This is a genomic window from Pseudomonas sp. B21-053, assembly GCF_026016365.1.
GTDB classification, from domain to species: Bacteria; Pseudomonadota; Gammaproteobacteria; order Pseudomonadales; family Pseudomonadaceae; genus Aquipseudomonas; species Aquipseudomonas nunensis.
The window spans coordinates 5834737-5852434 of sequence record NZ_CP087205.1; the positions used below are offsets into that span (position 1 = coordinate 5834737).

The following is a 17698-nucleotide window of genomic DNA, read 5'->3' on the forward strand; positions in this document are numbered from 1 at the left end:
TCATTCGACGGCGGACGCTTCAATCTTGTCCAGGCGTGGCGCCTTGCCATTGCAACGGCGCTGGTCCTGACGCTGGGCTACTTCTTGCACCTCACGGCGAGTCACAAGGTCAGCCAAGCTGATACCACTCAAAAATTCGTGAATCTGCAGGCTCAGATCGCACCACAAGTGGTGGGTCAGACAGGTGTCACCTTGATGGCAATCGCCCTGGCCCTGGCATTTGGTTGCATCGACCGATTCGTTTACCGCATCGATCACTTGGGCGACCTGGATGCCCTGCATGTCGCGGGACAGTTGGTAACCGCCGCCCGGGCCGCGAACGCTGGAAACCAGATTGCTACGACGCAATTTGGCGAAAAGCTGTTCGAGGTAGGACAGGGAGATGCCTTGGCGCTCGGAGATATCGGCCAGGGACACCGGCCCGTGCTGCGCATGCAACGCCAGGTCAAGCATGGCGGTCACGGCGTATCGGCCTTTTGTAGTCAGTCTCATGGACAATTACCACGGAGTTCGGAATGGGGGCGAGTATGCTATTCCCGAGTATTTAAGTCAACTATAAGACCTAGTACTTTAGTCAGGTTTACCCGCAAAAGAGCGCGCGCATCATAGCAAATGCTAGCTGCGTACCACCAGCAAATGCGCGTTATCGTTCTTCGCAGGCAAGCCTCGCTCCTACATGGATTACGCCACCCCGTAGGAGCGAGGCTTGCCCGCGAAGCATTTGAAACGGTTTAGCTGGCCTGACTCTGGTCTTTGTCTTTCACGCAGGCGAAGTCTTCTTCGCGCAGCTCAGGCAGATCTTTCGCACAGTAATTGCTGCCCAGATCCTTCAGCGCCCCGCACATCCCCTCCAGACGGCCATCAACCGCCTGCAAATGATCGAGCAACTGATTGATGGCACGCGCCACCGGGTCCGGCATGTCTTCGCCAACGCCGTAGGCGTCGAAACCGATCTTCTCAGCCATGGCCTTGCGCTTGGCGTCCTGCTCTTCATCGGACTTGACGATGATCCGCCCTGGAATCCCGACCACCGTCGCACCCGGCGGAACAGCCTTGGTCACCACCGCATTGGAACCAACCTTGGCCCCGGCGCCGACTGTGAACGGACCGAGCACCTTGGCGCCCGCCCCCACCACAACGCCGTCTTCCAGGGTCGGGTGACGCTTGCCCTTGTTCCAACTGGTGCCGCCCAGGGTCACGCCTTGATAAAGGGTGACGTCATTGCCGATTTCAGCAGTTTCGCCGATGACAATGCCCATGCCGTGGTCAATAAAGAAGCGACGACCGACTTTGGCGCCCGGGTGAATCTCGATCCCGGTCAACCAACGGCCGAAGTTCGACACCAACCGCGCCAGCCACTTCCAGCCCATGCCCCACAGGGCCGACGACAGGCGATGGATCCAGATCGCGTGCATGCCGGGGTAGCAGGTCAGGACTTCAAAAGCGTTACGCGCAGCCGGATCACGGTGGAAAACACTCTGGATATCTTCACGCAAACGCTCGAACATTTTTAATCCTTCCGCTTAAGAAGCTCGCCACGGGCCGCTTTCTGGGTTTCCGTGAGGATGCCACGCAATATATTCATTTCCGCCCGGCTGACCGAGCTTCGTCCGTACAACCGACGCAGGCGCGCCATCAAGTGCCTTGGCTTTTCCGGGTCGAGGAATTCGATGGCCACCAGGGTTTGTTCCAGGTGTTCATAGAATCGCTCAAGCTCATCCATGGTCGCCAGTTCACCGCTCTTGGTGGACGCCACTTCATCCTTCTCGACCTTGCTCGGCTGGCCTTGGGCCGCGAGCCAGGACATGCGCACTTCATAACTCAACACCTGCACCGCTGCCCCAAGGTTCAGCGAGCTGAACTCAGGGTCTGATGGGATGTGCACGTGATAATGACATCGCTGCAGCTCTTCATTGGTCAGGCCGGAATCTTCACGACCAAAGACCAAGGCGATTTCTGCACCTTGAGCGGCTTCCTCGACGACTTTCGTACCGCATTCGCGGGGATCGAGCAGCGGCCAAGGGATACGACGGTCACGGGCACTGGTGCCGAGGACCAGATTGCAGCCGACCAAGGCATCTTCCAAAGTGGCGACGACTTGCGCGTTTTCAAGGATGTCCCCGGCACCAGAGGCACGGGCATCGGCCTCGTGATGCGGGAACAACCGCGGTTCGACCAGCACCAGCCGCGACAGGCCCATGTTCTTCATGGCACGCGCAGCCCCGCCGATGTTGCCGGGATGGCTGGTATTGACCAGGACGACACGAATGTTATGCAGCACGGGAGGCGATCTCGAACACAGAATTGGGGAGCCGAATCTTACAGCTCACGCTACCGTTAAGCTATGAAAGCGAACACCGACCTTCACCTGTAGAAAAGTTCTGATAGAATGCCCGGCTTTCTTTAACAACCTTAGGTGACACATCCATGCAGCCCATGCTGAATATCGCGCTGCGCGCCGCCCGCAGCGCCAGTGAATTGATCTTCCGCTCCATCGAGCGCCTGGATACCATCAAGGTCGACGAAAAAGACGCCAAGGATTACGTATCCGAGGTGGATCGCGCCGCCGAACAGAAAATCATCGACGCGCTGCGCAAGGCCTACCCTACCCACGGCATTCTCGGTGAAGAAACCGGCATGCACCCGGGCAGCGGCGAAGGCGAAGACTACCTGTGGATCATCGACCCACTGGACGGCACCACCAACTTCCTGCGCGGCATTCCACACTTCGCTGTCAGCATCGCCTGCAAATACCGCGGTCGCCTGGAACACGCTGTTGTTCTGGACCCGGTTCGCCAGGAAGAATTCACCGCCAGCCGTGGTCGCGGCGCTCAACTGAACGGCCGTCGTCTGCGCGTCAGCGGTCGCACCAGCCTGGACGGCGCCCTGCTGGGTACCGGCTTCCCGTTCCGTGACGACCAAATGGACAACCTCGACAACTACCTGGGCATGTTCCGCGCCCTGGTTGGCCAGACCGCCGGCATCCGTCGCGCAGGTTCGGCAAGCCTGGACCTGGCCTACGTGGCTGCCGGCCGTTTCGACGCGTTCTGGGAGTCGGGCCTGTCCGAGTGGGACATGGCTGCAGGCGCCCTGCTGATCCAGGAAGCCGGCGGCTTGGTGAGCGACTTCACCGGCGGTCACGACTTCCTTGAAAAAGGCCACGTCGTTGCCGGTAACACCAAATGCTTCAAAGCAGTCCTGACGGCCATCCAGCCGCACCTGCCGGCTTCGCTGAAACGCTAAGCGAACGCCCACAAAAAAAGCACCCTTCGGGGTGCTTTTTTTATGACCGGGATTTGCCCTCAAAACACCACCAAACCCATGTGGGAGCGGGCTTGCTCGCGAATGCAGCCTTACATTCAACATAGATATCGACTGATACACCGCTTTCGCGAGCAAGCCCGCTCCCACAGGGGATTTTTGGTGGATGGAGGAATTGAGGGCATAAAAAAGCACCCTTTCGGGTGCTTCTTTTTGTGCCTGGCAATCAGCTCATTACTGAGCCGGCTCATTCTGCGACAGGATCAATTTACCTTCCTTGTCTACCGGAATCTGGTTGCCCGGATCGCGGTCCATCAGCACTTTGCCTTCCTTACCATCCAGCGAGTAACGGACGTCGTAGCCGACAACCTTGTCGCTGATGTCATTCACGGTGTTACAGCGAGTCTGGGTCGTGGTGTAGGTATCGCGATTCTGCATACCTTCCTGGACCTTGTTCCCCGCGTAGCCACCGCCAACAGCACCCGCCACGGTAGCAAGCTTCTTGCCATTACCGCCGCCGATCTGGTTGCCGAGCAAACCACCGCCTACCGCACCCAGGACCGTACCGAGGATCTGGTGTTGATCCTTGACCGGCGCCTGACGGGTTACTGCAACATCCTTGCATACTTCACGTGGAGTCTTGATCTGTGTCTTAACCGGTTCAACGGCCAATACTTGCGCATACTCAGGGCCGCTTTTAACCAGGCTGTAGGTGGCAACAGCGCCCCCGGCAGTCACACCGACAGCACCCAGTACCGCACCAACCAGCAACGACTTGTTCACATGAACCTCCTGACCATCACATGCGGATCGTTGTCCGCGCTTCTCCCAGCCTTGGAGCATAAAAAAAGGCGCGAGTTCAACTCGCGCCTTTTTTGGCAGACAGCTGGAAAAACGATGGCCGTTATGGACGGTCGTCGATTTCCTTCTCGGCCGCCGCAGGAGGAATCAGATCCTCGCTGCTCAGGTTCAGCCAGATCAGCACCACGTTCGCGATGTAGATCGACGAGTAGGTACCCGCCAGAACACCGATAAACAGGGCGATGGAGAAGCCGAACAGGTTGTCGCCGCCGAAGAACAGCAGTGCCGCGATCGCCAGCAAGGTGGAGATCGACGTCGCCATGGTCCGCAGCAGGGTTTGCGTGGTCGAGATGTTGATGTTCTCGATCAAGGTCGCCTTGCGCAGTACACGGAAGTTCTCACGAACCCGGTCGAATACCACGATGGTGTCGTTGAGCGAGTAACCGATGATCGCCAATACCGCCGCCAGCACCGTCAGATCGAAAGTGATCTGGAAGAACGACAGGATACCGATGGTCACGATCACGTCGTGGATCAGCGAAACAATGGCGCCGACCGCGAACTTCCACTGAAAGCGGAAAGCCAGGTAGATCAGGATGCCGCCCAGCGCCATCAGCATGCCGAGGCCGCCCTGGTCGCGCAGTTCTTCACCGACCTGCGGGCCGACGAACTCGACGCGCTTGACCGTCGCCGGGTTATCGCCGCCGACCTTCAGCAGTGCTTCAGCGACCTGGTGACCCAGTTGCGGGTCTTCGCCAGGCATACGCACCAGCAGGTCGGTAGTTGCACCGAAGCTCTGCACGATGGCTTCGTGGTAACCCGACTCAGTGAGTTGGGTACGCACCTTGGATACATCGGCCGGACGCTCGTAGGTCAGCTCGATGAGCGTACCGCCGGTGAAGTCCAGGCCCCAGTTCATGCCCTTGTGCCAGCAGCTGAACAACGCCAGTGCGGTAAGGAACAATGTGACGCCGAACGCGAAGTTGCGAACGCCCATGAAGTTGATTGTACGTAACATGGCAGCCCCTTAAATCCACAACTTCTTGAAGTCCCGACCGCCGAAGATCAGGTTGACCATCGCGCGGGTCACCATGATGGCCGTGAACATCGAGGTAAAGATCCCGAGGGACATGGTCACTGCGAAGCCTTTGACCGGGCCGGTGCCCATCGCAAAGAGAATCCCGCCGACCAGCAATGTTGTCAGGTTGGCGTCGAGAATCGCGGTGAATGCCCGGCCGAAGCCTTCGTTGATTGCCCGTTGTACGGTCATGCCCGCCGCAATCTCTTCACGAATCCGCGAGAAGATCAGAACGTTGGCGTCGACCGCCATACCCATGGTCAATACGATACCGGCGATACCCGGCAGGGTCAGCGTTGCACCCAGCAGCGACATCAAGGCCAGCAGCAACACCATGTTCACGGCCAGAGCGACAGTGGCGATGATGCCGAAGAAGCGGTAGATGGCGATGATGAACAGCGAGACAAACAGCATGCCCCACAGCGATGCATCGATACCTTTGGTGATGTTGTCGGCACCCAGGCTCGGGCCAATGGTGCGCTCTTCAGCGAAGTACATCGGTGCGGCCAGACCACCGGCACGCAGCAACAGCGCCAGTTCGGACGACTCGCCCTGACCGTTCAGGCCAGTGATGCGGAACTGAGCACCCAGCGGCGACTGGATGGTCGCCAGGCTGATGATCTTCTTCTCCTCTTTAAACGTTTGAACGGCTACGTCTTTCTCGACGCCATCAACCACTTGCTTGGTGTAAGTGGTAACCGGACGTTGCTCGATGAAGATTACCGCCATGCTGCGACCAACGTTGCTGCGAGTCGCACGACTCATCAGCTCGCCACCGTGGCCATCCAGACGGATGTTCACTTCTGGCGTGCCGTGCTCGCCGAAGCCAGCCTTGGCGTCAGTTACCTGGTCACCGGTGATGATCAGGCCACGCTCGATCTGTGCTGGCGGACGCTTGCCTTCACGGAACTCGAAGCTTTCGGAAGTGGCTTTCGAAGCGCCTGGCTCTGCAGCCAAACGGAACTCAAGGTTGGCCGTCTTGCCGAGGATACGCTTGGCTTCTGCGGTGTCCTGCACGCCCGGCAACTCAACCACGATGCGGTTGGCGCCCTGACGCTGGACGATCGGCTCAGCAACACCCAGTTCGTTGACGCGGTTACGTACCGTGGTCAAGTTCTGCTTGATGGAGTATTCACGGATTTCCGCCAGCTTGGCTGGGGTCATCGCCAGACGCAGCACCGGTTGACCATTCAGGTCGGCCGGAACAATGTCGAAATCGTTGAAGTTCTTGCGGACCAGCGCGCGGGCTTGTTCGCGGGTTGCTTCATCAGTGAAGCCCAGCTGAATGGCGCCATTGAGTTGCGGCAGGCTGCGATAGCGCAGTTTTTCTTTACGCAACAGGCTCTTGACGTCGCCTTCGTAGACTTTCAGGCGTGCGTCGAGGGCTTTGTCCATGTCCACTTCCAGCAGGAAGTGCACACCACCGGACAAGTCCAGACCCAGCTTCATCGGGTGCGCGCCGAGGCTGCGCAGCCATTGCGGGGTGGTTTGTGCCAGGTTCAGTGCAACGACGTAGTCATCACCCAATGCCTTGCGCACAACATCCTTGGCAGGCAATTGGTCTTCAGCCTTGGTCAGGCGAATCAGGCCGCCCTTGCCGTTGGCCGACAGCGTGGCTGCCTTGACGTTGATCCCGGATTCCTTGAGCGCAGTGCTCACACGATCCAGATCAGCCTGATTGACCAACAGTGCAGTACTTGCACCGCTGACCTGAATGGCCGGGTCATCAGGGTAAAGATTGGGAGCGGAATAAATCAGACCGACCGCCAGCACCGCCAGGATCAGAATGTATTTCCACAGAGGGTATTTGTTCAGCATCACGCCGCCCGCTTATGACGCGGGGCGCCTTGCGCGCCCCGTCGATTGAGTAGAAGTTGAAACTTAGATCGCTTTTAGCGTGCCTTTTGGCAGCGTGGCGGCGATGGCGCCTTTCTGGAACTTCATTTCCACGGTGTCGGAAACTTCCAGAACCACGAAATCGTCTGCCACTTTAGTGATCTTGCCGGCGATACCACCGGTGGTCACAACTTCGTCGCCTTTTTGCAGGCTGCCGAGCAGGTTCTTCTGTTCTTTGGCGCGCTTGGCCTGTGGACGCCAGATCATCAGGTAGAAGATGACCAGGAAACCGACCAGGAAAATCCACTCAAAACCGCCGCCCATTGGGCCTGCAGCTGCCGGTGCAGCAGCGTCGGCCATGGCATTAGAGATAAAAAAGCTCATTTAGCACTCCAGTTGCAAATGTTGAATCTTGGGGTCAGAAAACTCAGTCCAAAGGCGGAACAGGTAGCCCGCGTTTGGCGTAGAAGGCATCGACAAAGGCGGCCAATGTACCCTGTTGAATAGCCTCGCGCAAACCAGCCATAAGCACCTGGTAATGGCGCAAATTGTGGATGGTATTCAACATGCTACCCAGCATTTCGCCGCACTTGTCCAGATGGTGCAGATAAGCACGGGAGAAGTTCTGGCAGGTGTAGCAATCGCAGGTCGGATCCAGCGGCGAATCATCATGGCGATGGAACGCGTTACGGATCTTCAGCACGCCTGTATCAATGAACAGATGCCCATTGCGGGCATTACGGGTTGGCATCACGCAATCGAACATGTCCACACCGCGGCGCACACCCTCAACCAGATCTTCCGGTTTGCCAACGCCCATAAGGTAACGAGGTTTGTCAGCCGGCATCAGGCCTGGCAGATAATCCAGCACCTTGATCATCTCGTGCTTGGGCTCGCCCACCGACAGACCGCCAATGGCCAGGCCATCGAAGCCGATCTTGTCGAGGCCTTCGAGGGAGCGCATGCGCAGGTCCTGGTGCATGCCGCCCTGAACGATGCCGAACAGCGCCGCCGTGTTATCGCCATGGGCGTTTTTCGAACGCTGGGCCCAACGCAACGACAGCTCCATGGACACGCGAGCGACGTCTTCGTCGGCCGGGTACGGGGTGCATTCGTCGAAAATCATCACGATGTCGGAGCCCAGGTCACGCTGGACCTGCATCGACTCTTCCGGGCCCATGAACACTTTGGCGCCATCGACCGGGGAAGCGAAGGTCACGCCCTCCTCCTTGATCTTGCGCATCGCGCCCAGGCTGAACACCTGAAAGCCGCCGGAGTCTGTAAGAATCGGGCCTTTCCACTGCATGAAATCGTGCAGGTCGCCGTGCTTCTTGATCACTTCGGTGCCAGGACGCAGCCACAAGTGGAAGGTGTTACCCAGAATGATTTCCGCGCCGGTGGCGGTGATATCCCGCGGCAACATGCCCTTGACCGTACCGTACGTGCCCACCGGCATGAAGGCCGGGGTCTCGACGGTACCACGCGGGAAGGTCAAACGACCGCGACGCGCCTTGCCGTCAGTGGCCAGCAGTTCAAACGACATACGACTCATACAGTTTCCTCAGGGCCCGATTCTTTAGGGGCAGTCGGCGCAGGATTACGGGTGATAAACATCGCATCACCGTAGCTGAAAAAGCGGTAACCATGCTCCACCGCTGCTTTGTAGGCAGCCATGGCTTCGGGATAACCGGCGAACGCCGAAACCAGCATCAACAGCGTGGATTCGGGCAAATGGAAGTTGGTGACCAGGGCATCGACCACATGAAACGGCCGACCCGGGTAGATAAAGATGTCCGTGTCGCCACTGAACGGCTTGAGCACGCCATCGCGGGCGGCGCTTTCGAGGGAACGCACGCTGGTGGTCCCCACCGCCACCACCCGACCGCCGCGCGCACGGCACGCGGCCACCGCATCCACCACGTCCTGGCCGACTTCCAGCCATTCGGTGTGCATGTGGTGGTCTTCGATCTTCTCGACGCGCACCGGCTGGAACGTGCCCGCACCGACGTGCAAGGTCACGAAAGCGGTCTCGACGCCCTTGGCGGCAATCGCCTCCATCAGCGGCTGATCGAAATGCAACCCCGCCGTCGGCGCCGCCACCGCGCCCAGGCGCTCGGCGTACACGGTCTGATAACGCTCGCGGTCCGAGCCTTCATCCGGGCGATCTATATAAGGAGGCAGCGGCATGTGCCCGACGCGATCGAGCAGCGGCAACACCTCTTCGGTGAAACCCAACTCGAACAACGTGTCGTGCCGCGCCAGCATTTCTGCCTCGCCGCCGCCGTCGATCAGGATCTTCGAACCGGGCTTCGGCGATTTGCTGGAACGCACATGCGCCAACACGCGATGACTGTCGAGCACCCGCTCCACCAGAATTTCCAGCTTGCCGCCGGAAGCCTTCTGGCCAAACAGCCGCGCCGGAATCACCCGGGTATTGTTGAACACCATCAAATCGCCCGGGCGCAAATGCTCGAGCAAATCAGTGAATTGACGGTGCGCCAGGGCGCCGCTGACCCCATCCAGGGTCAACAGGCGACTGTTGCGACGCTCGGCCAAAGGGTGGCGAGCAATCAGCGAATCAGGGAGTTCGAAAGTAAAGTCAGCAACGCGCATGATGGGGTTCGTCTAGCAGGGGCCGGAAGTCTAGCCGAAATAGTGAAAATTCTCTATGTACCTGATTGACCGACGGTAATCTCATCTCTATACTTCGCCGCCATTGAGCCCTGATGGCGGAATTGGTAGACGCGGCGGATTCAAAATCCGTTTTCGAAAGGAGTGGGAGTTCGAGTCTCCCTCGGGGCACCAAAATTAAGAAAGGTCTTGCTTAGCAAGGCCTTTTTTTTCGCCCACGATAAAGTGCCTGACACCCCACCACCCCGTAGGAGCTGCCGAAGGCTGCGATCTTTTGATCTTGCCTTTAAGGCGCCACAACCCAAGCCCGCACAGCCAACGAATCAAGGATTCACACAATGGAATTGCACCTGGAAACCGTTGCCCTGTTCGCCCTCAAGCTGGCTTATGAGCGGGAGGGGGAAAGTCCGATTCTGCGGGATGATCCGATCATGAGTGATTATGAGCGGGAGGTTTTTGGGTTGCTGGTACGGCGGGGTGATGTTGAGGGGATTCAGTTTCGGGTGGGGCATTGTGTTGGGTTGGCGTTGGAGGCTTTGGGTGGGGTTGAGACTCCACTCGGACGCGAGCTGAATAAGTTGTTCGCTGATTTCAACGCCGCGCGCACGATGGAGCAGCTTGAAGCGCCGGTCATTGCACTCAAAGATTATCTGAAAGACATTCAGTAGGGAGGGTGCCGCGTCCAACCCCAGCAACTTTCGTGCGACGACCGATTACTGGTTGCCTTGCCTTGCCTGCCAAAAAATAAATCAGCCCTCCTTTGTTGCTGCCGGCAAAAATTTAGCTGGCATATGATCTGCTCTCGTTTTGCCAAGGCAATGCCCTATCCTCGGAATAAAGCGACGACATCCCAAACCTCAAAGCTAAGGTTATGGCGGCGAGAAGAAAAAGGTACTGACTAAACCGCCAAAAGTAGGCGACGATGACCTTAGCGAGCAGATGATTACCGCGCAGAAATAGAATAAACCTATTAAAACACAATAATCAATAACTCAAGACAATGGAGAAATAATGAAAACGAATTTCGACAGAGATGTAAATAACCGATCTCCAAAGCTGGAAATCGCATCCATCCAGCGAGCGGAAACCTTTGCGGGCTTTGAAACTCCGGTTGAAGCAAACGAGAAAAGTTGCTCATCTGACAAATTAATTGTTAGAGGAAAGGCAACCTCTCCACTCGTTCAAAAAACTGCATATGGGCAAAGCTTACTTATCTCTGGTCAAGATCGTAGATCTAGAGTTCTTGATACAACATTCACCCCTTGGCGTTTAATCTGCTCCTTGAAAATCAGCTGCAAAGATGGCTCGGAATATGTTGGAACAGGATGGATTGCAGGACCAAGACTAATCATCACAGCTGGACACTGCGTCTACAATGAGTCCTATGATGGTGGCTGGGCAGATGAAATCACCATTATTCCTGGTCGCGACGGCTCTAACGAACCTTTCGGAAGTTTCAAATCGAACAAACTGCATTCGGTAAAAGAATGGGTAGATTCGGGCGATGAAAATAACGATATTGGCGCAATAATTCTAGAAAGCGATATAGGGGCAGACATAGGTTTCTTTGCTTTTGGAGCATATCCAAATTCAGATTTAGAAAGTCAGCTAATCAATATTTCAGGTTACCCTGGAAGTGTGTATGGCGAAGAACAAATGCATCACGCCAACAGAATCAGCAACACCACAAAATACAAGCTATATTACGATATAGACACAGAAGGCGGCCAGAGCGGTTCCCCTGTGTGGTTCTACAATGAGGATGACAAACCAGTGGTTATTGGAATCCACTCAAATGGCGCCGGCTACGCTATCAGCGCGAACTCAGGAGTGAGAATAACTAACTCCTTAGCCAAGCAGATCGCTGAATGGCGCACTATTTAATGAGGTGCAACCAATGAAAAGCAAATTTATAGAAGGTTACGTCATTGATGAATTCGGAAACCCTGTAACAGGTGCATTTGTTTCAGTGGAGGCTAGCACTTATCCGACCATTGATATTGCAAGTATCACAGGTAAAAATGGATTATTTAAACTAATTCTCCCCCCCGGAGACTTTAGCATTATCGCATCCACCAAAACCGGAAAAACTGGTACAAAAAAAATATCAAAATACAACCATAACAAGTCCTCACCCACAATTTGCGTGCACAACTAAAATGGCAAGAAGCGACTTAGTCATCAAACTTGCACAAGCTAGCTTAGATAATGACAAGCAGCTTGTCCGCCGCACCATCGAAGCCATAATTACCGAGGAACACTCAAGACAACATCATATATATGCACAGAAGCTTAGTGATGCTCTTCGAAGTGAACGATGGACGAAGCAAGCTGCCCCTGAATCGCACAACCCTAACAATATTGAATTAAACTCTTCCAACAAAATTAATTCCGAAGAGCTTTTTATTGAAATAAAACCCAAACGAAGTCTCTCGCAAATTTTTCTAGACGAGCCGTCATTAGAGCTATGCAATGAGTTAATTGACGAGCATTTACGCGCAGACCTTTTGAGGTCTTTTGCAGTAGAGCCTAGAAATAGACTTCTTCTTGTTGGTCCACCTGGAAACGGGAAAACTAGCTTAGCGGAAGCGATTGCATATAGTATGGGGCTACCTCTATACGTTGTTAAATACGAATCCGTAATCGGAAGCTATCTAGGTGAAACAGCGCTAAGATTAAAACAGGTATTTGACTTCCTTAAAACAAGACCTTGCGTAGTTTTCTTTGATGAGTTCGACGCCATTGGCAAAGAGAGAGGAGACACTCATGAAACCGGAGAAATTAAGCGCGTCGTCAGCTCTCTCCTCCTGCAAATTGATGATCTGCCATCGTACAATATAGTTATTGCGGCTACAAACCACCCTGAACTGATTGATCGTGCTGCGTGGAGAAGATTCCAAATTAAAATCGAATTAAACCCACCCACGTTAAAACAAATTCAATTATATATTAATTCGTTTGAAAAAAATCTTGGCGAACCGTTAGACCACAACCACTCTGAGCTAGCTAAAAAACTGATCGGAAATAGCTACTCCACAATCGAAAATTTCTTTCTTGATGTAAAAAGGAAATTAATTCTAAGCACTGGCAACTCGAAAACAAAAGATATAATTTCAAAACTATTAAACCAATTTTCACCTACTAAAAACAACAAGGACGACACTAGCAATCATGGAAAAACTACCTCTGATCGTTCTAAACCCACCAACAAAACGGTCAAGAGTGAAAGGCAGTCCGAAATTTTTTAGCATTGTAACTCCATCTCCTGATAGGCAGTCTGCAAGGCTAGGCCCGAAATTCGAACAGATACGGAACCTTAATTTATCTAAAGACGTCACTGTCAAAGTAACTGATAGCAGTGACGGGGTGTACCCGAATAAGGCAATCGTATTTGAACTCGCGCAGCCTAAACAAGATTTTAAACGAGCAATAGAAAAGCTAGGCCTAACATGGATTGACGAAAGCGACTTTTCTTTCGAAGGAGACGGGGACTTTAGAGACAGAGCAAAGCCGGAGAAAAAACTTGATGGTAGGCTTTATCTCACCATTCCAAGCCAGCAAGCACTTAATCAATTACTAAGACTTTGGGACATTTACTCCAAAAACAAAGAACTCCCTCCAGGCCAGAAGGAGTGGAAAGAATTATTCAGCCAATTAAAAGATATAAGACCATGGGGTGCAAAAGATAGACTTACAAACGAAGCAATAAATTTTATTTCCGCACTAGATGAAAAATCTTCCAGCGAGGTTCATCTAGAGCTCGAAGCCGTTTTCCACAATAACAATATCAAGGATATTTCAACCAAAAAGAATCTAGTCCAAGCTTTAACCTCTCTTTCGGCCACTATACTTGATAGCACAATAATTCCTGAAATTCGTTATCACGCGTTGCTAATTTCAATCAGCTATGACAACGCAAAAAAACTTCTTGATTTAAGCAATCCGATTTTAAACCTAGATGAGATCGCTTTTATTAGACCGCAAGCCATGAGCTTGCCAAACCAAGACTCTGAGCAAGATGATACTTCTAGTATTGAGTCGCGAGCACAAAGCACGAGACCACCTATTGCGGCTTTATTTGATGGCGTAGTAATTCAAAACCATAATCTCCTAAAAGACAGGTTGATAATTGATGATTCAGAAAATCTAGAATCAAATTCACCTGTCAACACAAGGAGTCATGGCACTGCTATGGCGTCTCTAATTCTACATGGAGACCTGGCCCTAGAAGAAGAAACCATTAACAGAAAGTTATATGTACAATTTTTGCTTTCAGCATCAATAGAAAACCCTACTGAAACCACACCAAAGAACCGATTACTCCTAGATATCATTTATCAAGCTGTAAAGAGAATCAAAGAGCTCCCTTCCGAATTGGGCGGCAACGTATTTATTATTAATATTTCGTTAGGAGATATCAATCGCCCATTCTCTGGGCAAATGAGCGCCTGGGCCCGCCTTATTGATTTTCTAGCTTGGAAATACAACCTACTTTTCATAATAAGCACTGGAAACATTTCAACACCGATCACTTTAGATGCGATTTCCAAACCGGCACAAATAAATTCTTTTACCGATGACGAAAAACATATAGCCTTCACCAAAGCAATAGAACAAAAAATCGCAACTAGAAGTATTTACTCACCTGCAGAATCTATAAACTCGTTGACCATTGGTGCTAGTCACTCCGATGGAAGCAAGCATATCCCTAACGCCTACCTCATAGACCCATACAAAATCAGTCCATTTCCTAGTCTGATATCAGGTTTAGGTTTGGGTTACAAAAGTTCGGTAAAACCTGACATTCTCCACTGTGGAGGGCGCGCACTTCTCTCCTACTCGGCATCTACCGCGGGTTTATCATTATATCCAGGTACAGCAGGAAAATACTTTGGACAGCAGGTTGCAGGCTCTGCTTCTCAGAGTGCAACTACAAAAATAATTGGAACCAGTAACTCTGCAGCACTAGCCACTAGAGCCGCGATTAGAATTTATGACAGTTTAGAATCTCAATTGTCCACCGTCCAATTTTCAGCGCTCAAGACTCATATGCCTTCATTAATCAAAGGACTGCTGACTCACACAGCGGACTGGGGAGTGGCTGGTGAATTTCTAGAGTCAACTTTAGAACCACAAAGCTCTCACCACTGGAAGAATCGCCGTTCAAACATCACTCGATTCTTAGGTTATGGCGCTGTTGATTTTGACAAAGTCCTAGGATGCACAGAGCGTCGCGTAACTATGCTGGGCACTGGGGCCCTTCAAAAAGAAGATGCGCAGGTATTTAGCTTCCCAATACCCACCTCTATATCAAGCCGAAAAGATGTAAGGCGACTGACCATAACTTTATCTTGGTTGACTCCTACCAAACCGGGGGAGCAAATGTATAGAGATGCATTACTCGACTTCGTCCCTGAAGACAAAGGCGGCTATGCGATTGGGGTAAGTCGATTCTCATCAAATCAACCTCCTGCCGATACCTCACGAAGAGGTACTTTGGTACATGAGATATTTGAGGGCCAAGACGCAATTCCTATTGGCGACGATGACACTCTTAGAGTACGAGTTGAGTGCAGGACTCAAGGCACCCAAGCATTACCAATAATCCCCTACGCCATAATAATTACATTCGAAGTAGCGACAACCTTAAAAGCAAACATATATAACGAAATAAGTACAAAAATAGCGATTCAAAACGCAACAAGAATTCGTTCAAAATGAAAGCAAGAGGGTTTTGCTCATAAAAACCCTCTTATCAACACCCGCAACCAGCTCGCCTGCATGCGCAAGCTTAATTGCAAATCAGGCTCCAAAAACAACACTGTAATAATATCTACTTTAAACCTGCAAAACCAAAATCCCACTTACTCACATATTTTTGTACATCACTAAATATAGCGAACTATGAACAAAAGTCAGACGAAGCCTTAACTACTTATACAACTTCATTATATTTGTGAAAAATTCGCTAAGTGCGTCGTAATTCGGGAAAAATGATTTATTGGTAGACGTTCAGAGGTTGCAAGAAAGAGATCTCCGCGATACCCTCCCCACCGTCGCTGCCAATTCAGCGACCGGGTGTGGTAACCCGTGTTATTCAAGGCGCTACAGCGCCCCCATCACGTCTACCGGCGCTTTTTTTATGCCAGCAAGCGTGAGTTATGGCAGCTGTGCGTGGGACGTCTTCGGACGTGCCGGTTTCCTTGATTCCCGGTTTACCACCCTGCGTACAGCTGTCACCCATTCGTGTGGTAACGAACGTGGCAGCTCCTCATATCAAGGACGTTAACCATGACTACCACCAGCAATCCGTACAAATTTTGCCTTTCCCCTCTACGCAATTCCCAATCGCGTAACGCTTCCACCCTGCCCCATCGCCTCTCCATCACCGGAGAAGCCCAATGATCGATCCTACCGAACTCAAAACCATCGGCCTGACCCCGGCCATTTACTGTGCTGACCAACCGCTGTTCCACGTCACTCGCGATGTGCCGCTGGGTGATGCGTTGTCCATGGCTTCTGACTTTCTGCGTTTGGCTAAGTCGCTTACCGAAGAGGCTGCCTTTGACAGGGACACTGACCGTCATGCCTGGGCTGCGCATTATTTGACGTCGATGAGTAAGGCGTTGGTGGATGATGCGGTGAAGGTGTTGACGCGGGGGCGGGATTCTACTGTGCCGCCTAAGCGGGCGGCGGAGAAGGCTTAGGGGTAGAAATGGGGGGGCGGGTTGTTTGGGAGGGTGGTGGTCGGTTCAGCATTGATGGTGGCTGGGCTGGCGTCTTCGCGAGCAAGCCCGCTCCCACATTTTGGATTGTGTTTAGTTAGTTGGAGCCCCGGTGTTTCGGGGCTTTTAAGCTCAGGTCAGAGGACGTGTTGGGAGATCAGTTTTGAGATTTCCACCATTGATGTCCTGCCGGTGAATTCGAATTTCACTTTGCCCAGCGACGAGAAGTAGATCTCCAGTTCGGAGTCCAGGTCGAACGTGCCGGACGTTTCCACCGAGTACGCGACGATGTTTTTGTACGGCAGTGAGGTGAAGTCCTTCTTGCTGCCGGTGATGCCCTGGACGTTGACGGCGATGATGCGTTTGTTGGTGAAGACCACGCCGTCGCGCATGGATTTGTACGAGTCGATGACTTGCTCCCCGTTGAGCAAAAGATCGGCAACGCGCTCGGCGTATTCTTCGTTTTGCTTGAGTTTGAAGAAGCCTTTGTTGTTGAAGTCGATCATCTGTTCATCCTTCCGTTGAAGAAAAATCCTGCGGGTTACTTCTGCGCCTTTACGACTCGAATTTCGATGGGAAATCCATCCGCTCCGTTCAATGTCTTCCACCCCACGTACTGAAAAATCCCGTCCTCATCAATTTCGTCGCCTCGCTCCACCATTTCACCGCCCAGCACTGCGACGCGCTTATGCACGGCGCATCTGCCATCCGAACGATGAGCGGTGTAGATCACGTAGGGTTTGACGTATTGCGCGGCGCGGAAATAGCGGCCGCAGCCAGCATCGACTTTGATCATCAAGGTCTTCAGATTCGCTTCGCCATCCAGCTCAGCGTGCTGGTCGAGAGCTCCGATTTCGCCGACGTCGCTGAAGCCCATCGAGCGAGCGCGCTTGTATTCCGGGGAGTTCAGGTGCTCGGTCTGGGCTTGCCGAAAATGCTGATCCAACGCCTCATCGTTTTCAGCGTTGCCCTTGGCCGCTATTTCTTTCGCTTGGGGGATGATGCTTTCACAGCGGGCGTAATCGGGGGAGCTGTGGCTTGTCTGGGCGAGGTTCTTGCGGTGTACGGTAAGGGTTCGCAGAGAACTCTCAATAGAGGGCGTGACATCCTTGGCCGTATGGCTCCCGTTCTGCACATTGGTCACTGCTTGCTGTAATCGCTGGCAATCGGAGAGGTAAGTCTTCCAGGCGTATTCCGGGGTTTCATCCCAGTCCCAGTCGGCAAGCGCCGGGGTCATCACGACGGTGAAAGTGATTGCGCAGAACAGGCGTGAGGCTTGAGCGACAGTGAGCATGCGTAGTCCGTTACGTAGATGAAGAAAGTGGTGCGACGCTACTATTTTGCCATCCTGCCGTCCACTTGCAGC

At 53.1% G+C, this 17698-nt stretch carries 18 protein-coding genes and 1 tRNA gene; 8 read left to right on the forward strand and 11 right to left on the reverse strand.

The annotated features are described in order from the left end of the window. The 3 genes from iscR to trmJ all read right to left on the reverse strand — a co-directional run bounded on the left by iscR (nt 1) and on the right by trmJ (nt 2281). Entirely contained in the window at nt 1-492 is a 492-nt protein-coding gene (gene iscR, locus LOY68_RS26015; RefSeq protein ID WP_054045389.1) for a Fe-S cluster assembly transcriptional regulator IscR, read from the reverse strand. A gap of 239 nt (nt 493-731) precedes the next feature. Further along, nucleotides 732-1508 carry a serine O-acetyltransferase gene (gene cysE, locus LOY68_RS26020; protein ID WP_007903579.1) on the reverse strand — a complete coding sequence of 259 codons (777 nt, stop codon included), beginning with the start codon at nt 1506-1508 and terminating at the stop codon, nt 732-734. 2 nt (nt 1509-1510) lie between these two features. Beyond that, complete coding sequence (gene trmJ, locus LOY68_RS26025) at nt 1511-2281, reverse strand: tRNA (cytosine(32)/uridine(32)-2'-O)-methyltransferase TrmJ (protein WP_054613614.1); 771 nt, start codon at nt 2279-2281, stop codon at nt 1511-1513. A gap of 146 nt (nt 2282-2427) precedes the next feature. Between trmJ and suhB the strand changes: the two genes are divergently transcribed. Then, complete coding sequence (suhB, locus tag LOY68_RS26030; protein WP_033061458.1) at nt 2428-3243, forward strand: inositol-phosphate phosphatase; 816 nt, start codon at nt 2428-2430, stop codon at nt 3241-3243. A 252-nt stretch (nt 3244-3495) separates the two neighbouring features. Here suhB and LOY68_RS26035 read toward each other — a convergent pair whose 3' ends face one another. The 6 genes from LOY68_RS26035 to queA form a co-directional block, all read right to left on the reverse strand. Then, complete coding sequence (locus LOY68_RS26035) at nt 3496-4044, reverse strand: glycine zipper 2TM domain-containing protein (protein ID WP_265040758.1); 549 nt, start codon at nt 4042-4044, stop codon at nt 3496-3498. Between the two features lie 121 nt (nt 4045-4165). Continuing rightward, on the reverse strand, nt 4166-5080 hold the full coding sequence (gene secF / locus LOY68_RS26040; protein WP_265040759.1) for a protein translocase subunit SecF: 915 nt from the start codon (nt 5078-5080) through the stop codon (nt 4166-4168). Between the two features lie 9 nt (nt 5081-5089). Then, the gene (secD, locus tag LOY68_RS26045; protein WP_054045397.1) at nt 5090-6958 is read right to left on the reverse strand and encodes a protein translocase subunit SecD; all 1869 of its coding nucleotides are present in this window, start codon (nt 6956-6958) and stop codon (nt 5090-5092) included. A gap of 63 nt (nt 6959-7021) precedes the next feature. Continuing rightward, a complete protein-coding gene (gene yajC / locus LOY68_RS26050; RefSeq protein WP_003185175.1) occupies nt 7022-7360 on the reverse strand; it encodes a preprotein translocase subunit YajC in 339 nt (112 codons plus the stop codon). Nucleotides 7361-7403: 43 nt separating this feature from the next. Then, nucleotides 7404-8519, reverse strand: coding sequence for a tRNA guanosine(34) transglycosylase Tgt (tgt, locus tag LOY68_RS26055; protein WP_161807656.1), 1116 nt, complete (start codon nt 8517-8519; stop codon nt 7404-7406). Nucleotides 8520-8524: 5 nt separating this feature from the next. Beyond that, on the reverse strand, nt 8525-9589 hold the full coding sequence (queA, locus tag LOY68_RS26060; RefSeq protein WP_054045401.1) for a tRNA preQ1(34) S-adenosylmethionine ribosyltransferase-isomerase QueA: 1065 nt from the start codon (nt 9587-9589) through the stop codon (nt 8525-8527). 107 nt (nt 9590-9696) lie between these two features. Between queA and LOY68_RS26065 the strand changes: the two genes are divergently transcribed. From LOY68_RS26065 to LOY68_RS26095, 7 genes are all read left to right on the forward strand, one after another. Further along, nucleotides 9697-9781: transfer RNA gene (locus tag LOY68_RS26065), tRNA-Leu, on the forward strand. A gap of 164 nt (nt 9782-9945) precedes the next feature. Beyond that, a complete protein-coding gene (locus LOY68_RS26070; protein ID WP_265040761.1) occupies nt 9946-10275 on the forward strand; it encodes a hypothetical protein in 330 nt (109 codons plus the stop codon). A 343-nt stretch (nt 10276-10618) separates the two neighbouring features. After that, entirely contained in the window at nt 10619-11491 is an 873-nt protein-coding gene (locus LOY68_RS26075) for a trypsin-like serine peptidase (protein WP_265040762.1), read from the forward strand. A gap of 13 nt (nt 11492-11504) precedes the next feature. Beyond that, complete coding sequence (locus LOY68_RS26080) at nt 11505-11765, forward strand: carboxypeptidase-like regulatory domain-containing protein (protein WP_265040763.1); 261 nt, start codon at nt 11505-11507, stop codon at nt 11763-11765. 1 nt (nt 11766) lies between these two features. Continuing rightward, a complete protein-coding gene (locus LOY68_RS26085) occupies nt 11767-12855 on the forward strand; it encodes an AAA family ATPase (RefSeq protein ID WP_265040764.1) in 1089 nt (362 codons plus the stop codon). Beyond that, nucleotides 12779-15328 carry a S8 family peptidase gene (locus LOY68_RS26090; RefSeq protein ID WP_265040766.1) on the forward strand — a complete coding sequence of 850 codons (2550 nt, stop codon included), beginning with the start codon at nt 12779-12781 and terminating at the stop codon, nt 15326-15328. Before LOY68_RS26085 ends, LOY68_RS26090 begins: the two co-directional genes overlap by 77 nt. Nucleotides 15329-16008: 680 nt before the next feature. Continuing rightward, nucleotides 16009-16314, forward strand: coding sequence for a DUF3077 domain-containing protein (locus LOY68_RS26095; RefSeq protein WP_265040767.1), 306 nt, complete (start codon nt 16009-16011; stop codon nt 16312-16314). 155 nt (nt 16315-16469) lie between these two features. On the opposite strand, the gene LOY68_RS26100 is transcribed toward LOY68_RS26095, so the two are convergent. Continuing rightward, entirely contained in the window at nt 16470-16838 is a 369-nt protein-coding gene (locus tag LOY68_RS26100; RefSeq protein WP_163912214.1) for a PH domain-containing protein, read from the reverse strand. Between the two features lie 35 nt (nt 16839-16873). Next, a complete protein-coding gene (locus LOY68_RS26105; RefSeq protein ID WP_265040768.1) occupies nt 16874-17626 on the reverse strand; it encodes a hypothetical protein in 753 nt (250 codons plus the stop codon). Between the last annotated feature and the right edge of the window lie 72 nt (nt 17627-17698).

Coding starts and splice junctions, on each gene's coding strand:
- iscR (WP_054045389.1), bottom strand. CDS start 492: ATGAGACTGACTACAAAAGGCCGATACGCCGTGACCGCCATGCTTGAC.
- cysE (WP_007903579.1), bottom strand. CDS start 1,508: ATGTTCGAGCGTTTGCGTGAAGATATCCAGAGTGTTTTCCACCGTGAT.
- suhB (WP_033061458.1), top strand. CDS start 2,428: ATGCAGCCCATGCTGAATATCGCGCTGCGCGCCGCCCGCAGCGCCAGT.
- secF (WP_265040759.1), bottom strand. CDS start 5,080: ATGTTACGTACAATCAACTTCATGGGCGTTCGCAACTTCGCGTTCGGC.
- secD (WP_054045397.1), bottom strand. CDS start 6,958: ATGCTGAACAAATACCCTCTGTGGAAATACATTCTGATCCTGGCGGTG.
- yajC (WP_003185175.1), bottom strand. CDS start 7,360: ATGAGCTTTTTTATCTCTAATGCCATGGCCGACGCTGCTGCACCGGCA.
- tgt (WP_161807656.1), bottom strand. CDS start 8,519: ATGTCGTTTGAACTGCTGGCCACTGACGGCAAGGCGCGTCGCGGTCGT.
- queA (WP_054045401.1), bottom strand. CDS start 9,589: ATGCGCGTTGCTGACTTTACTTTCGAACTCCCTGATTCGCTGATTGCT.
- LOY68_RS26070 (WP_265040761.1), top strand. CDS start 9,946: ATGGAATTGCACCTGGAAACCGTTGCCCTGTTCGCCCTCAAGCTGGCT.
- LOY68_RS26075 (WP_265040762.1), top strand. CDS start 10,619: ATGAAAACGAATTTCGACAGAGATGTAAATAACCGATCTCCAAAGCTG.
- LOY68_RS26080 (WP_265040763.1), top strand. CDS start 11,505: ATGAAAAGCAAATTTATAGAAGGTTACGTCATTGATGAATTCGGAAAC.
- LOY68_RS26085 (WP_265040764.1), top strand. CDS start 11,767: ATGGCAAGAAGCGACTTAGTCATCAAACTTGCACAAGCTAGCTTAGAT.
- LOY68_RS26090 (WP_265040766.1), top strand. CDS start 12,779: ATGGAAAAACTACCTCTGATCGTTCTAAACCCACCAACAAAACGGTCA.
- LOY68_RS26095 (WP_265040767.1), top strand. CDS start 16,009: ATGATCGATCCTACCGAACTCAAAACCATCGGCCTGACCCCGGCCATT.
- LOY68_RS26100 (WP_163912214.1), bottom strand. CDS start 16,838: ATGATCGACTTCAACAACAAAGGCTTCTTCAAACTCAAGCAAAACGAA.
- LOY68_RS26105 (WP_265040768.1), bottom strand. CDS start 17,626: ATGCTCACTGTCGCTCAAGCCTCACGCCTGTTCTGCGCAATCACTTTC.